17 protein-coding genes are annotated in these 15,449 nt (G+C 65.6%); 10 read left to right on the top strand and 7 right to left on the bottom strand.

The window, feature by feature from the left end; all coding sequences use genetic code 11:
- Window positions 1-47 precede the first annotated feature (47 nt).
- Window positions 48-857, top strand: a complete 810-nt coding sequence (locus tag AC6CHL_RS03660; protein WP_498293405.1) for an OBAP family protein — start codon at window positions 48-50, stop codon at window positions 855-857.
- 671 nt (window positions 858-1,528) lie between these two features.
- Here AC6CHL_RS03660 and AC6CHL_RS03655 read toward each other — a convergent pair.
- Both AC6CHL_RS03655 and AC6CHL_RS03650 read right to left on the bottom strand, forming a co-directional pair.
- Entirely contained in the window at window positions 1,529-1,885 is a 357-nt protein-coding gene (locus AC6CHL_RS03655) for a Rossmann-fold NAD(P)-binding domain-containing protein (protein WP_498293403.1), read from the bottom strand.
- A 57-nt stretch (window positions 1,886-1,942) separates the two neighbouring features.
- Window positions 1,943-2,755 carry an AraC family transcriptional regulator gene (locus AC6CHL_RS03650; protein ID WP_498293502.1) on the bottom strand — a complete coding sequence of 271 codons (813 nt, stop codon included), beginning with the start codon at window positions 2,753-2,755 and terminating at the stop codon, window positions 1,943-1,945.
- A 223-nt stretch (window positions 2,756-2,978) separates the two neighbouring features.
- On the opposite strand from AC6CHL_RS03650, the gene AC6CHL_RS03645 reads away from it, so the two are divergent.
- From AC6CHL_RS03645 to AC6CHL_RS03605, 9 genes are all read left to right on the top strand, one after another.
- Window positions 2,979-3,722 carry an SDR family NAD(P)-dependent oxidoreductase gene (locus tag AC6CHL_RS03645; protein WP_498293402.1) on the top strand — a complete coding sequence of 248 codons (744 nt, stop codon included), beginning with the start codon at window positions 2,979-2,981 and terminating at the stop codon, window positions 3,720-3,722.
- A gap of 19 nt (window positions 3,723-3,741) precedes the next feature.
- Window positions 3,742-4,146, top strand: a complete 405-nt coding sequence (locus AC6CHL_RS03640) for a VOC family protein (protein ID WP_498293400.1) — start codon at window positions 3,742-3,744, stop codon at window positions 4,144-4,146.
- On the top strand, window positions 4,139-4,492 hold the full coding sequence (locus tag AC6CHL_RS03635) for a Cif family virulence factor (protein ID WP_498293399.1): 354 nt from the start codon (window positions 4,139-4,141) through the stop codon (window positions 4,490-4,492). The genes AC6CHL_RS03640 and AC6CHL_RS03635 overlap by 8 nt, the downstream gene beginning before the upstream one ends.
- Before the next feature lie 18 nt (window positions 4,493-4,510).
- Complete coding sequence (locus AC6CHL_RS03630; protein ID WP_498293397.1) at window positions 4,511-5,518, top strand: saccharopine dehydrogenase family protein; 1,008 nt, start codon at window positions 4,511-4,513, stop codon at window positions 5,516-5,518.
- Between the two features lie 12 nt (window positions 5,519-5,530).
- The gene (locus AC6CHL_RS03625) at window positions 5,531-6,001 is read left to right on the top strand and encodes a nuclear transport factor 2 family protein (protein WP_498293396.1); all 471 of its coding nucleotides are present in this window, start codon (window positions 5,531-5,533) and stop codon (window positions 5,999-6,001) included.
- 269 nt (window positions 6,002-6,270) lie between these two features.
- Complete coding sequence (locus AC6CHL_RS03620; RefSeq protein ID WP_038687798.1) at window positions 6,271-7,176, top strand: LysR substrate-binding domain-containing protein; 906 nt, start codon at window positions 6,271-6,273, stop codon at window positions 7,174-7,176.
- A gap of 101 nt (window positions 7,177-7,277) precedes the next feature.
- The gene (locus tag AC6CHL_RS03615) at window positions 7,278-8,459 is read left to right on the top strand and encodes an MFS transporter (protein ID WP_478070739.1); all 1,182 of its coding nucleotides are present in this window, start codon (window positions 7,278-7,280) and stop codon (window positions 8,457-8,459) included.
- Window positions 8,460-8,493: 34 nt separating this feature from the next.
- Complete coding sequence (locus AC6CHL_RS03610) at window positions 8,494-8,670, top strand: hypothetical protein (protein ID WP_498293394.1); 177 nt, start codon at window positions 8,494-8,496, stop codon at window positions 8,668-8,670.
- 92 nt (window positions 8,671-8,762) lie between these two features.
- The gene (locus AC6CHL_RS03605; protein ID WP_498293393.1) at window positions 8,763-9,119 is read left to right on the top strand and encodes a YkgJ family cysteine cluster protein; all 357 of its coding nucleotides are present in this window, start codon (window positions 8,763-8,765) and stop codon (window positions 9,117-9,119) included.
- Window positions 9,120-9,203: 84 nt separating this feature from the next.
- Here AC6CHL_RS03605 and AC6CHL_RS03600 read toward each other — a convergent pair whose 3' ends face one another.
- From AC6CHL_RS03600 to AC6CHL_RS03580, 5 genes are all read right to left on the bottom strand, one after another.
- Window positions 9,204-10,451 (bottom strand): arsenic transporter, encoded by a 1,248-nt coding sequence (locus tag AC6CHL_RS03600; RefSeq protein WP_498293392.1) that lies wholly within the window; start codon window positions 10,449-10,451, stop codon window positions 9,204-9,206.
- Between the two features lie 17 nt (window positions 10,452-10,468).
- Window positions 10,469-11,734 carry an MFS transporter gene (locus tag AC6CHL_RS03595; protein WP_498293390.1) on the bottom strand — a complete coding sequence of 422 codons (1,266 nt, stop codon included), beginning with the start codon at window positions 11,732-11,734 and terminating at the stop codon, window positions 10,469-10,471.
- Window positions 11,735-11,790: 56 nt separating this feature from the next.
- Window positions 11,791-13,005, bottom strand: coding sequence for an acyltransferase family protein (locus tag AC6CHL_RS03590; RefSeq protein ID WP_448136052.1), 1,215 nt, complete (start codon window positions 13,003-13,005; stop codon window positions 11,791-11,793).
- 184 nt (window positions 13,006-13,189) lie between these two features.
- Window positions 13,190-14,785 carry a phosphoethanolamine transferase gene (locus AC6CHL_RS03585; RefSeq protein ID WP_498293388.1) on the bottom strand — a complete coding sequence of 532 codons (1,596 nt, stop codon included), beginning with the start codon at window positions 14,783-14,785 and terminating at the stop codon, window positions 13,190-13,192.
- 186 nt (window positions 14,786-14,971) lie between these two features.
- Complete coding sequence (locus tag AC6CHL_RS03580) at window positions 14,972-15,364, bottom strand: diacylglycerol kinase (protein ID WP_478070733.1); 393 nt, start codon at window positions 15,362-15,364, stop codon at window positions 14,972-14,974.
- Window positions 15,365-15,449: the final 85 nt, after the last annotated feature.

The following is a 15,449-nucleotide window of genomic DNA, read 5'->3' as shown; positions in this document are numbered from 1 at the left end:
TCTGGAACGCAAAGTCGGATCGGTTGGGATGTTCAGGAGGAGCCGCAATGCATCGAGCCGTCGTATGTGCCGCTGTCATCTTCACCTTGTCCGGGTGCGGAGGCGGCAACACAGCGTCCAGCGTCCAAGCGCCCGGGGCCGAAGAAACCGCGAAAACCAAAGCGCTCGAGACCGGGGCAGCCGTGCTGCAGAACCGACCGCCGGTCGATGCCATCAACGCCTATCTGGACGGATTCCATTTCTACAACGGTCAGATGAAGGTCCAGATGGAAGCCCATCACTACTGCGCCCTCCTCAACGAGGATGTCATCCAGTGCACGATCTACGACGGCAACGTGAAAGACGCCAAGTTGATGGGGGTGGAATACATCATCAGTGAGACGCTCTTTGCAGGCCTTCCTGAGCAGGAAAAGGCGCTATGGCACAGCCACGTTCAAGAGGTGAAATCCGGTCAGCTCATCGCGCCGGGGATTCCCGAGGTGGCCGAGCACGCGCTGATGGAGAAGCTCATCCATACGTATGGCAAGACCTGGCACACCTGGCACACAGACCTGGACAAGGACCTGCCCCGAGGCATGCCGCAGCTGATGATGGGATTCACCGCAGACGGCCAGGCGGACCCGGCCATGGTCGCTGCCCGTGACGCCCGGCTCGGGGTCAGTAGTGAGGACAAGCGAAAGCGCCGTGCCGACATTGCCGCGCCCTCAATCGATGCAGGCGCCGATGCGTGGCAGAAGGGGAAGGTCATCCAGATCGAAGACCCGACGGGTGGACATGCTCACGCCGGGAAGGAAGACCCCGATGCGCCGTCCGACGATGCCAAGAATGCGACGTCCAAGGGCAGCTCAGGACGGTGAGAGTGGACGTCGAGGCCAATGCCAGGACGTCCGGCGGCTACTATCTCGTTTCGATGGCCAGAGCCAAAGGGGCCACTGGCAGCATTGGGTTGAGCTGTATTTCCCGTGCCAACGCGTGCTCCGCAGAACGCCTGGAAGGCTCACCAATAGCCGAGAGCCGCGCGTTGCTGACGGCGTGATGCGAGCCGCACTGCCCACAGCGAAAAAGCGCACCACCTGGAAGCTCCATCAGGGAGCCAAGGGTTGAGGCAGTGGTTGTGCTGCAATGGCCGCACTCCACGGTCAGCGCCAGGATTCGCTCGACTTCGCCGGAAGAGGCATAGCTCGCTTCAAAGGAGCGAATGACAAAAGATGCTGAGGTGGGCATCGTTGCTCCTGAACAGGGGGAATGAGCAGAGCATCTCCGGAAACCCGTGACGGGATTGTCGTGATGGGCCGCAGTGTTGTTCTGTCACCACTGCCGCGCCGATTGATACCCACGCAGGTGGCCGGCGGGGATCGGCCAGGCCGCGTGTTGCGTCGTCCTCTCATGGGTGGCTTCCACATCAACGCCCAACCGTCCGGGTAGAGCCACCCCATGGGTGGCTGACGCCCCAATGATCCCGGTCGCACGGCAGCCACCCATGGGGTGGCTCTACCGCCCGATGCCGGTCGCACGGTGTAGCTGGCGTCTACCTGTCCACGTCCATGGCGCAGGTGATCGCCCGGTTCGCCTCCAGCTCTGCCAGCCGTTCGCGCAACGCCGCATGCACCCGCGTATACGCACTGCTTCCGAGCAACAGCCGCCGCGGCGCAACTGCGGCGTCGGCGCACGCGATGATCGCGGCCACCATTTTCTCCACCTCCCCATCGATCGAGAACGCGCCCGCGTTCTCGCCAAACAACGCGCTGCGGATGGCACCGCTGGGGGTATCGGCGTAGGCGGGCAGGGCGTCGGCCTGGTCCAGCGCACCGCCAAAGCCCGTGGCCGTAGGGCCCGGCTCGATCAACGTCATCTGGATGCCAAAAGGCGCCACTTCCTGCGCCACTGCTTCCACGAACACTCTGCTTGCACTGATTCGTGGAAGGCAGTAAGCCCGTGCCGCTTACCCACGTCGGCTTGCGATCATGCGCGCCGCATCCTGCGAGGGCGGCAAACCGAAGGCACGCGCGTATTCGCGGGTGAACTGGGTGGGACTCTCATAGCCGACATCGAGCGCGGCCGCAGTAACGCTTGTTCCCCGCGTCGACAGAATTTGGCGGGCCTGCAGCAGGCGCAGCTGTTTCTGATATTGAAGCGGACTCAGTGCGGTGGCGGACTTGAAGTGCCGGTGGAAGGCCGACTCGCTCATTGCCACCTGTTCGGCCAAGGCGGCGATTCGAAGCGGTTTGGCGTAGTCGCTACGGATGCGCTGGATCGCGCTGCTGATACGCGCCAGCGCCGAATCCGGTGTGGCCAACTGCCGCAGCATGCACCCATGTGGTCCCTGCAGCACGCGGTATAGGATCTCGCGCTCGTACGCCGGCGCCAGCGCAGGTATCTCGCCGGGGCGCTCCATCAGGCGCAACATGCGCACCCACGCATCCATCAGCTCCGGGGTGACGGCAGCGACGTTGAAGGCCTCGGTCTGGGTGGAGGGCTCGCCGCGCCCGGTGGCGGCATCGGTGGTGTCGCACAAAAGCGCTGCGATGATGCCAAGGTCCAGCGTGAGGCTCACCGCCAGGTACGGCTCGCCGGTGCTGGCCGGGTGCACCGCACCTACCGCCGGCAGGTCCACGGACATGATGAAGTACGTGGCCGGGTCGTATTCGAGGGTCTTCTCACCCACCGTCATGGATTTGCTTCCCTGCAGGATCAGGTTGATCATCGGCTCGTATACGGCCGCCAGGACATGCTCCGGGATCTCGCCTTGCACCATGGCAACGCGGGGAATGCCCGTATCGGTACGGCGATTTTCGGCATGCGCCGCGAGGCGGCGCAGTTCTTCCAGTGCGTTGTCCATGACAACATTGGACACCCGCCGCAGGGGCCTGGCAAGGCGGAAAGCAGGAATAGGCAGGAATTGGCGAGGATCAGGTCGGCGCGCCGCAGTCGGCGACCCTAGCCTGTGCATCTCCCCCCAACTGCACAGGACCACCTGCATGAAACACGTACTGATCACCGGCGGCAGCCGCGGCATTGGTGCCAGCGCCGCGTTGCACTGCGCGCAGCGCGGCATGGGCGTCATCCTCACCTACAACGCCCAGCCCCATGCTGCCCAGCTGGTGGTGGGGCGCATCCAGGCAGAAGGCGGCACGGCAGTGGCCCTGCAGCTGGATGTGGGCAACACCGGCAGCTTTGCGGCATTTGCAGCGAAGGTGAAGGACACCTTGCAGGGTACCTGGGGCGCCTCCGCGCTGGGTGGGCTGGTGAACAATGCCGGCTTCGGGCTGTTCAATCCGATCGAGACCGTGACCGAGGAACAGTTCGATGGTCTGTTCAACGTGCACCTGAAGGGGCCGTTCTTCCTCACACAGGCACTGCTGCCGCTGCTGGGTACTGGCGCAAGCATCGTCAATATCACCAGTGCCACCTCGCGTGTGGCCACCGCCGGGGTGGCGCCATACGCTGCCTTCAAGGGTGGGCTGGAGGTGCTTACCCGCTACATGGCCAAGGAGTTCGGCGAGCGCCGCATCCGCGTCAATGCCGTCGCACCTGGGGCGATCCGTACCGAACTGGGCGGCGGCCTCAACGATGAATTCGAAGCCCTGCTGGCCGCGCAGACGGCACTGGGTCGGGTAGGTGAGCCGGACGACGTGGGCCGCGTCATTGCCGGGCTGCTCGGTGATGAGCAGGCGTGGGTCAATGCGCAGACCATTGAAGTTGCAGGCGGCTACAACATCTAGTTCGCAACGGGAGTACGACATGCTCGACCACATTTTCCTCACTGTCACCGACACCACCCGCTCGGTCGCGTTCTACACGGCCGCGCTGGCCCCGCTGGGCATCGTCAACCGGCTCGACTACGACGGTCGGCAGGGGCCCCCCGGCCACCCGGACCTGAAAGGCTTCGGCGCAGGCGGCCGGGTCTTCTTCTGGCTGCGGCAGGGCTTGGCGGCGGCGCAGGCGGCACACGTTGGCTTCGTGGCAGATTCCAGCGCGATGGTCGATGCAGCGCATGCCGCCGCGATGGCCGCCGGCGCCAGCGAGATCCACCCGCCTGGCCCGCAGTTGCACTACGACCCGCGCTACTACGCCGCGCAGGTGCGCGACCCGGATGGCTACAGCCTGGAGTTCGTCTACAAAAGCTGGCAGCACGGCCATGAATGACGCCGCCGCATCGCACCCCGTGCAGGCCACGGTGGTTGACTTCATCAACGCCACGAACGCCTTCGATATCGAACGGGCCTTGGCCTTGTTCAGCACGACGGCAGTGATCGATGACCCGTCCACCGGATGCACCTTCAACGAGCACGCCGGTGTGCGTGACTATCTGGAAAAGTACTTCCTGGGTTACCACACGGTTACCCGGCTGCTGTCGCTGGAAGGTCTTGGCGATGTACGTGCAAGAGCCCGGGTCGATTTCACTGGCGATTTCGGTCACGAGATCGGATTGCTTCTAGTGGCCTTGGATCCCGCAGGCCTTATTTCCCGCATTGACGCCGCACTCGAGTAGGGTGGCGAGGAACACATCATGAAGACATTGATGATCTACGGTGCATCCGGCTACACCGGGCGCATGGCTGCAGCGCACGCGGAAGAAGCTGGGCTGAAGCTGGTACTTGCGGGACGCGACGAAGCTCCGCTGCAGGCGCTGGCCAAGCGCCTTGGCGTGGAGTACCGCGTGTTCGCGCTGGTAAACGCTGGCGATGTGGACTACGGGCTGCAGGACGTCGCGGTGCTGCTCAACTGCGCTGGGCCGTTCGCGCATACCGCAGGAGCACTGATGGAGGCTTGCCTGCGTGGCGGCGTCCACTACCTGGATATCGCCGCCGAGCTGGACAGCTACCAGCTGGCCGAGCGCCATGACCTGAGCGCCGCCAAGGCAGGGGTGATGCTGATGCCGGGTAGCGGGGGCAGCGTGGCGATGCTTGGCAGCCTGGCCGCGCGTGCGGTTGAGCGTGTGCCGTCCCCGGTGTCCATCCGTATCGCCCTGCATGTAGCGGGTTCGATGTCGCGCGGATCGGCGCTCAGTGCCAGCCAGCACGTAACTGTACAGTGTCTGATGCGCAGGGATGATGTGCTCACGGCGCATGCGCCGGACGTGCTGCAGGACCTCGATTTCGGCAATGGGCTGGTGAGTTGTTTCCCGGTGACGCTGCCTGACCTGATCACCATCGCCAGGCAGACCGGGGTTGGCGATATCGAAACCTACGTGCATGTGTCTGGCAGCGCGTTCCCCGAAGGCGGCATCGATGCACTGCCGGATGGACCCACCGCGCAGGAGCGCGCCGACAATCGGTACCAGGCAGCGGTAGAGGTGGTAGGCGCCGACGGTGCCATCACCCGCGCGGTGCTGGATACCGTGAACGGCTACAGCTTCACGCCCCTGGCCGCGGTCGTGGCTGCGCGCCGTGTGCTGGCAGGGGAAGCGCGTCCAGGCTTCCACACGCCTGTAGGTGTATTCGGCAGCGACTTCGCAGAGACCATCGCCGACACCCGTATCACCTTCATTGACCCAGCCACTCCCACGCCTCGCTAAGGAATCCAGCCCATGTCACTGCACGTCAACTCCGCCGATACCCTTCATGACACACATGCCGTGGTCGAAACGCTGTACCGCTTCGCCGCGGGTATCGACCTGCGCGACCACGCGCTACTCTCTTCGGCCTTTACAGAGGATGCCATCTCCGATTTCCGTCCCGCCGGTGCAAAAGCGGGCTTCGAGTACCCGGTGCTGCAGGGGCGGGATGCCATCGTCGAGGCCCTGTCCACGTCGCTCAGCGGGCTCGATACCTCCCACTCGTTCAGCAACCCGAGGGTGGTGGTGGACGGTGATACGGCGCGGGTGGATGTGCTGGTCGAAGCGCAGCACGTATCGAGCGTCGACGGTGCACGCCAGTATCTGATGAAGAACCGCTATGACGTTGTGTTGTCACGCCGTGACGCGGGGTGGGAGATCAAGCGCGTGGTAGTGGACAACGTCTGGAGGACGGGTGATCCGAGCGTGCTCGCCGGAATCTGAGCAGATTGGGCGGTCAATGGCCCGCTTGTGGCCGGAAGCGGACCTTGGGACCGCCATGGCAGCGCTCAAGCCAAGGCAGATGCCTGAAGACGATGGCGACCCCGGAAAGCAGAAGCGCGAGTCCCGTGGCTGACGCGCCCTGGCTAGACTTGGGTGGGTGCATGGCAGAGTGGGGGCGTTGAGATCGAGATCGCGTCGGCGCCCCAGGCGCAGTGATTTGCTATGTTGACCACGCCCAATCCAGGGAAAACAAGAGGTGTGGCGTTTCAGTGATCGAGACCCGCCTGCTCCAACAGTTCGTTGCCGTTGCCGAAGAGCTGCATTTCAATCGTGCCGCTGAGCGGCTGCACATGGCCCAGCCCCCGCTGAGCCAGGCGATCCGCAAGCTTGAGAGCGCCGTCGGTGCGCCGCTGTTCGTCCGCACCAACCGCAGTGTGGCGCTGACCCCGGCCGGGGTGGCATTCCTTGTCACTGCGCGCAGCACCTTGCGCGCGTTGGAGGAGGGCATGGCGCAGACGCGGCGGGTGGCGGAAGGTATTGAGGGCCACCTCACGCTGACCTTCATCAACATCGCGCCCTACGCCGCTCTGCTACGCGCGCTTCGCGGTTTCCGACATGCTTCCCCCGGCATTTCGTTCACCATGGTGGAAGCCACTACCCAGGAGCAGGTGATCGCGCTGGAGGAGGGCAGGGCGGATATTGGGTTCATGCGGACACCCGGAACGTCTGTCCCGCACCTGCGCCTGGCCACCGTATCCAGCGAACCGATTGTCGTCGCGCTGCCTGCCGGCCATCGGCTGGAAGCGGCCCCGACCATCGCGCTGGAGCTGCTCAAGGACGACGCGTTCGTCGCCTCACCGCGGACGCTCGGCAAGGGGTTCCATGACCAGCTCCTCAGCCTGTGCCACGCAGCGGGGTTTGTTCCCGACATCGTGCAGCACGGCCGACAGATGCAGACGCTGATCGCCCTGGTGGCCGCTGGGTTCGGCGTAGCGCTGCTGCCTGCGTCCCTGGCGACGAATGCGCGGACGGACGTGGTGTTCCGCCCGCTCCAGGCGGACGCTTCCGATGCGCTGTCCCGCCTGGACCTGTTCATGGCGTGGAACGAGACCCGGGCATCGGCGATCCGCGACCGGTTGATACAGGCGGTCCTGGAGACATTGCCATCGCCCTGATCGGATGAGACGCGCCGCGTCTTGGTGCGGTATGCAGACAGTCCTTCACCCGCATCAGGCGAGCCACTAGTCTTCGGCAGCCCCGCTGTTGAGGATCCGCAATGCCCGCCGCCATCTATGTATTTTCGCTGTGCGCATTCGCGTTCGGTCTCTCCGAGTTCGTCGTCGCGGGGCTGTTGACCGCCATTGCCGACGATCTGGATGCGCCGATTTCCCTGGTCGGTACGGCCATTGCCGCTTACGCACTGGGTGCCGCCATCGGGGCGCCGTTCATCACCGCGCTGGTCGCTCACTGGCGGGACAGGCATATCCTGTTGCTGGCTACGGCCTTGCTTGGGGTGGGCAGCCTGCTGATGAGTGCATCGCCCAATCTGGTGGTTCTGCTGGCTGTCCGCTTCGTGGTCGGCCTGGGCCACGGCGTGTTCATGGCGGTGGCCTCCGACGCGGCCACCCGGCTGGTGGATCCACAGCGATCCGGTCGGGCGCTGTCGGTGGTGTGGATCGGGCTGACGCTCGCACTGGCCATCGGCGTTCCGCTCGGCACCTATCTGGGAAGCCTGTGGTCCTGGCGCGTGGTGTTCATGGCTATCGGCGTGCTCAGTGTGGGGGGCATGCTTGGGCTGGTGCTGTGCATGCCGCGCGGCGTGGCCGAGGTGGAGTCAACCGGCGCTGGCGCATGGAAGGGCATCAAGGCCATCACCCACCCCCAGCTGCTGATCACCGCCGGTATCGGCGCGCTTGTCAGTATTGCCACGTTCTCGTTCTTTACGTTCGTCTCGCCCTACCTGCAGCAGGTTACTGCGGTGGGCGTGCAGTGGCTGAGTATGGGGATGCTGCTGTTCGGCATCTGTGCGATCGCCGGCAATCTCCTGGGAGGCTTCCTTGCCGACGCGATGGACGTGGATCGCAGCATTCGGCTGGCGTTGGTCGCCCTGGCGCTGAATCTGCTCGGTCTGTACGGCGTGGCAAGCATGCCGGTGCTGATGATGGTCCTGATCGGCACGCTGGGCATCTGCTTCTTCGCCATCGTGACCCTGCTGACGCTGCGACTGCTCAGGCAGGCCCAGCGCTTCATTCCCGCCTACAGTTCGGTGGCGGCGGGGTTGAACATTGCCTCTTTCAATCTGGGGACTGCGCTGGGCGGTGCATTGGGCGGCCTCACGATCAGTTATGCGTCATTGGCGTCCATCCCGCTGACGGGCGCGTCGGCCGCGGTGCTGGCGGTGATGGTGTTGTCCCTGCATAGGCGGCGCATGAAGGAGCTGGGATCGTCGCTCTCCTGATCGGTAGCGACTCGCTGGATGGCACCTGCTCTGATTGACTGACGCGCGGTGGGGGCGCCGCCCGGATGAACGGGACATCGACGCCCGCACCCTGCTGCTGCGGGTGCTGGTGGAGGGCCTGGCGATGCGCGCCGTGCGCGACCCCGGGCTGGCGAAGGAAACCTTGGGGAGACTGCTGACGGCTGCGATCGCGCGCGTGCTGGGGGAGTGAGTCATCTGACGCCTTCCGCAGTGATCGGCGATATCGAGACCGCGGGGGAGTAAAATGCCCCTTCCGCCGATGCGTGGCCGAGGCTCATCGCAATGCCCTATACCAACAGCGACACACTCCTGCGGCTGCGCGATCAGATCCCTTCCTTCCGGTGCATCGTCGGGTGCCACGACTGCTGTGGCCCGGTCACGGTGTCGAGCGAGGAGATGGCGCGTCTACCTGTGAAAAGCGAGGCCGAGCACGATGCTGCCCTGGCCGAGCTCAGTTGCCCCTACCTGGGCGAGCAGGGGTGCGAGATCTACGCGGAGCGCCCGCTGATCTGTCGGTTGTTCGGGACCACCCCGCGCCTGCGCTGTCCGAATGGCCAGCGGCCGGTCTATATGATCGAGGAAGCAGTGGAAGAGGAGATCCATCGCTATCTTGGCAGCACGCGCCAGGTGCTGCTCTAGCCGAGCGGGCTGCTGGCAATTGGTTCAATCGGCACGCTGGGGGCGAAGTGGCCACCGCGACCAATCCGCCATGGCACAAGGTGGCTACAGCAGCCAGAGCGCGGCAAGCAAGGCCGGCGGCATCACCAGGAGGCCTAGGCGCAGGAAGGCAAGCGCGCTGACGTGCTCGCCTTCGCGGCGCAGCGCCACCAGCCAGAGCATGGTCGCCAGCGAGCCGGTTACCGACAGGTTGGGACCGAGATCCACGCCGATGAGCAGCGCGGCGCGGGTCTGTGTGGGCAGGTCGGCCATCTGGCCCGCCGAGCCGGCCACCAGGCCGATCGGCAGGTTGTTGGCCAGGTTGCTCAGCACGGCAGCCGCGCCACCGGCCAGCCAGCTGGCTTCGCCGGGCGATGTGCGTGCAAAGGCCTCCAGTGCATCGGCGGCGATGCGAATCACCCCGGTGTGTGCCACGGCCTCGACCAGTACAAACAGCCCAGCAACCAACGGCAGCACGCCCCAGGACACATGCCGCAGGATCGGCAGCGGGCTGCGGCGTTGGCGCAGACGGATGGCGGCCAGGGTGGCAGCACCGGCGCAGAAGGTGGTCAGACCCAGCGGCCCGTTCATGGCCGAGGTGACCAGCAGCACGCTGCCGGTGACACCGACGCCGATCGCGCACAGGCGTCCGCCCTCGGACAGTGGCTGCTGTTCGGCCAGCGCCACCAGCGGCTGTGCGATCTGGCGGCGATGCGCCAGTCGCAGTACCAGGTAGGTCATGCCGATGGCGGCCAGCGAAGGCAGAGTGAACTGCTGGAGCCATTCGGGCAGCGAGGGCATGTGATCGCCGAAGACCACCAGGTTGGCCGGATTGGAAATGGGCAGGACGAAACTGGCGGCGTTGGCCACGAACGCACAGACGAACAGATACGGCAGCGGGTTGGCCCGGGCGGCCTTGCAGGCCGCGTAGACCGCCGGCGTGAGCACGACGGCCGTGGCGTCGTTGGACAGGAAGATCGTGACCAGCGTGCCCACCAGGAACACCAGGTCAAACAGGCGTTTCCCCGAGCCCTTGGCGTGCTGCACCGCGTACGCGGCCAGCCAGTCGAACAGCCCTTCCTGCCGTGCCAGTTCGGCCAGCACCATCATGCCGATCAGGAACAGGTAGACATCGCCCCCTTCGGCCACGGCGGCCATGGCCGTGTTCAACGGCAGCAGCCCGGTGACGGCCAGCAGCGCGGCCGCGCCCAGTGCCCAGGCGTACTCGGGAATGCGCCAGGGGCGAAAGATGACACCGCAGGTGGCGACGGCGGTTACCGTCCAGATGATCAGGGACGTGGTGGGGATCTGCATCGATTGCTCGGGGAAACTCAAAGGCGGGTGTCGGACGGCGGTGTCGCGGATTCGGTGGCATTGCTGGCCTGGGGGCGGGTCTCCGGCATGGCCATGGCCAGCACGAAGGCAAGGGCAGCAACCGCTGCCAGGGTCAGGAACGCGACATCATACCCAGCGAACTGGACGATCATCCCGGCCAGCCCCGGACTGAAGGCGGCGCCCAGCCCGAATGCGGTGGACACCGCGCCCAGCGTGACGTTGAAGCGACCGGTTCCCTGGGTGAGGTCACTGACGATGACCGGGAGCAGGGCGCCAAAAATGCCGGCCCCAATACCATCGAGCAGCTGTACGCCGAGCAGCCAGGCGGGCGCGTCGGACAGCGGATACAGCACGCCACGGATCGGCAGGATGAGAAACGCCGCCAGCAGCAGCGGCCTGCGCCCCCAGGCGTCGGCCCGGGAACCCACCAGCAGCGCGGCCGGCACCATCACCAGCTGGGCCGCGACAATGCATGCGGCAGTGAGCGTGGTGGCCAGCGCGGGGCTGGTCTGGGACAGCTTCTGGCCCACCAGCGGAAGCATCGCCGCGTTGGCCAGGTGGAACAGTGCGCAGCAGGCGGCCAGGATCACCAACGTTCTGTTCTGTAGCAGCAGGCGGACCGAGGCCGGCGCGGGCGCGTCCTGCCCGGGCGACGGCAACCCGCGTGCACGCTCGTGGTCGATGGCCGCGGAGGGAATCATCAGCACGGCGGCGATGCTGGCCACTGTCATGGCCGCCATCAGGTAGAACACCACCACGGGCCCGCCCACATAGGCCAGCCCGCCGGCCAGCACCGCCGCGAGGGCATTGCCGGCATGATTGAACGTTTCGTTACGGCCCATGCGCCGCGCGAACACCCGCGGCCCGCCGATACCCAGCGATATGGCCGCGATGGCCGGGGCGAAGACCGTACCGGCGATGGCGCCCAGCGCCTGGGTGAGCGCCACGAGCGTGAACGAGGCGGTCCAGGGCAGCACCAGACAGCTCACGGTGACCAGAATCGCGGCGATCACGATCGTCGCCCGCTTGCCGTTCACCCGATCGATCAAGGCGCCGGCCGGCGTCTGCGCGACCAGGGCGGCGAGCCCGGCCACGGTCATCACCGCGCCGATGCTGGCCGGTTCCCACTTGTGGACGGCCAGCAGGTAGATGGCGAGGTAGGGCCCCAGTCCGTCCCGCACATCGGCCAGGAAGAAGTTGACCGCGTCGAGCGCGCGATCGGGCGAGCGGGACGGCTGCAGGACGGGGGGCGATGGATTCACGTGCACAGGCTCGAAGGTCGGGACGATCTGCCCCGACGCTCGCGGGGGTTGGCACGTTATGCGCGTGCGTTCGTGACGGCGGCGTGGCGCCGGGAAATGTCGCCGTTGGCTGCCTTCAGCCCGAACAGGGGGCGGATCCAGCGCACGCGACGAATCAGGTATTCGTGCAGCAGCAGGCAGCCGGCCACCGTTGCCAACAACACCAGCAGGGGTTCGAGCACGGGGCCAAGGTGCAGTGGCTTCAGCCAGAACAGGGCGGCGATGAGAACGCTCTGGTGCAGGATGTACCACGGGTACACGGCCTCGGTGCAGTACGGCAGCCAGGCGAAGGGCCGGTCGAGATGGCGCTTGGCCCAGCCCAGCAGGCTCAGCATCACGCCCCACACATAGAGCATCTCGCAGAACCGGGATTGCAGGCTCCAGAACCCTTCCGGCCAGGTGCGCAATACCGAGTCTGCCGGCAGCCATCGGCCCAGCGCTTCCAGCAGGAAGTACCAGCAGACCGCCAGGCACACGGCAACAAGGCTGGCCCAGCGCAAGGCGACAGCGCGCTGCCAGAACGCGGTCTCCCGCCCGAGTGCATAGCCGATCAGGAACACCGTGAAGTACTTGGCATGCTGGTAGGTGTCGTTCACCAGGGTGTTGGTTGCCGGATGCGCCGGGGCGAGCCAGACCAGCCACAGCAGCAACACCGCGGCCGGCCCGAGAAGGAGGAACAGGCCATGGGACCGTGCCATGCGCCCGGTAAGCCGACGAACCGGGGCCGAATCCAGCAGCGGCTTCAGCAGAACCAGCACCATGCTGTAGCACCACAGGTAGGCCAGATACCACAGGTGATTCCAGGTGATGCCGAACGGGGCGCCAGCGAAACTGCCCTCCGGCCAGGGGCGGACCTGCCAGTAGCGCAGGAGGAACGCACCGAACCCGGGCGACGCATGGCCGTTGCTGACGGCTTCGCAGTAGGGCTGGATCGGGACAACCACGAACATGCCAAATACCAGCGGCAGCAGCAGTCGCCAGGTGCGCAGCAGGGCAAAGCGCCCGGCCGCCAGGCGCGGCCCGAGCAGCGCAATGGCCACCCCGGAAATCAGGAACAGCAGGGACATGCGCCAGCCGTTGACCAGGCGCATCGGCCACTGCAGGTCCGGCGTGGTGTGGGTGCTCTTGAGGTGGAAGCCCCAGCCGTCCACGTAGGCCATGCCCAGGTGATAGAGGATGAGCAGCGCGAAGGCCAGTACGCGCAGGGCGTCGATATCGTGTCGTCGGGTCATACGAAGGGACGGGATGGGGGAGCCGCAGCATGCGGGGCAGGCGGATCGGTTACAGGCCGGAAGGGACCGCCGCACAAGGGAAAGGGACCAGTGGCGGGGCCTGAGGGGCGAGTGGGACGGGCCGTGGAGGTGCACCGGACCCGGCACCGCGCGGGTGGGTTGGATGGGACGCCCGGTGCCCGTGTCAGTGGGTCATCCCCGGCGTCATAGCGGCCGCAGCGGGACGACAGCCCGCGAACAGGTCCAGCTCCTTCCGATAAACGCGGGACTGCACATCGAACAGCCCCAGCAGGGAGTGGTAGAGGTTGTCGTGGCTGTAGCGCCCGAGCTCGGCGCTGTCGCGCAGGCATGCAAGGCTGAGGTTGGCCTGTTCCGCAAAGCGCGGCGAGAACCACATGAGCAGGGGCACGTGCGTCTGCTCCGGGGGCGCAATGAGGTACGGCGTGCCGTGCAGGTACATGCCGCGCTCGCCCAACGACTCGCCATGGTCGGACACATAGATCATCGCCACGTCGCGCTGGTCCGCGTAGCCCTCCAGCAGGGTGATGGCCTTGCCCAGCATCCGGTCGGTGTAGACCAGGGTGTTGTCGTAGGTGTTGGTCAGCGCCTCGTTGGTACAGGTCTGGATCTGGTTGCTGTCACAGGTGGGGCTGAACACCCTGCCGTCTGGCGGGTAGCGCTCGAAGTAGGTGGGGCCATGGCTGCCCAGCTGGTGAAGCACGATCAGCGCGTCGCCCTGCAGGGCATCGATGCGGGCCCCGAGCTGGTGCAGCAGGACCTCGTCGTAGCAGGTGCCGTCCTTGTTGACGCACTGCCCGGCCACCTTGAGCGCCGGCATGTGCTCGGTAGGCACGCGCGCGCACACCCCCTTGCAGCCGCCGTTGTTGTTGTTGCGCCAGAGGATGCCCACGCCCGTGCGCTGCAGGATGTCCAGCAGGTTCTCCTCGGTGGCTGCGCGGACCTCGTCATACTGCGTTCGTGCCATGCGGGAGAACAGGCAGGGCACGGAAATGGCGGTGGCGGTGCCGCACGAGGCGACATGCTTGAAGGCGATGACGTCCCCGCGCTTGGCCAGCACCGGATTGGTGGCGCGGGGGTAGCCGTTGAGCTGCATGTTCTGGGCCCGCGCGGTTTCACCCACGACGGCAATGACGAGCCGGGGCCGCCGGCCTTCCACCGGCGTCGGCCGCCGGGCATCTTCGGCGACGGTCTGCAAGGGCCTCGAGACGGCGATGTACTTGCGCTTGAGGTAGCCATTGGCGTTGCGCACGACGGTGACGGGCAGCAGCTGGTCCTTGAGCTGGCGGTTGTTGCGAAGCAGGGAAGCGTAGTCCTTGTAGAACGCCAGGGACACGACGGTGAGGATCACCAGTGCCGCCACCATGTTGATGACCCACCAGGACACGGTGTGCAGGGCGCCGCCGAAACGCCGAGTGGGCAAGGACACCATGGCAGCAGCCGGCAGAACGCCCAGCGCCAGCACGGTGAGCAGCAGGGGGGCGGAGAAGTAGGAGGCAAGCTCGGCCTGGTTGGTCTCCAGTGCGTTCTGCACCATGCTGCGATCGATCAGCACGCCGTAATGCAGCATGAAGTACGTACAGGCCGCGCTGACCAGCACCAGAAGCGCCAGCAGCGGTTTGCGCAGATAAGGCAGCGCAAGTACCGGCGTAAGCAGCACGTTGAACGCGCAGAACAGGAACATGGGCAGGCTGATGAAGAACAGCGCGCTGCGCAGGCTGTTGATCTCCACGTGGGTCCAGAGCGTTTGCCACAGTGCCATGTTGCCCACAGTGGCAAAGAACAGTGCGGCTATCCAGGTGAGGTGCACCGGGTTGAGCCGCACAGAAACAAGACGTTGAATCACGCGCATTCTTCCGGGGAGCGAAAAGTGCGCGAAGTATCAGAAGGCGAGTATCAGGAAGTTGTCAGGTTTGCTTGCAACCAGACGCGCGCATTGCGTGGTGACCTACGCCAGCAGCACCACGGCCCATACCGCGCCGACCATGAGCAGTGCCACGGTCTGGGCGGCACTGCCCATGTCCTTGGCGTTCTTGGAGAGCGGGTGGCGCTCCAGCGAAATGCGGTCGACCACCGCCTCGATGGCGGAGTTGAGCAGCTCCACCAACAAACTGATGAAACTCACGGCCAGCATCACGGCACGTTCTATGGGGCTGAGGTTCAGTACGAAGGTCACGGCCATCAGCACGCCATGCAGGACCAGCAGCTGCCTGAAGGCGGCCTCGCCCCGGACGGTGGCCATGAAGCCATCGCGGGAGTAAATCAGGGTGTGCAGGATCCGGTTAAGCCCGGTTTTGCCGTGGCGATATTTGCCGGTTCCAGGGGGATTTTGGGGATGCATGTGCAGCTCACGGGGAATGGATCGCTGCAGAGCATTGGGAAGGCGGCGTCAGAAACCTGTCAGGATTCGCCCTGTTGCAGGGTGT

Source organism: Stenotrophomonas sp. GQ19 (assembly GCF_059758695.1).
This window is presented reverse-complemented; position numbering and strand designations above follow the sequence as displayed.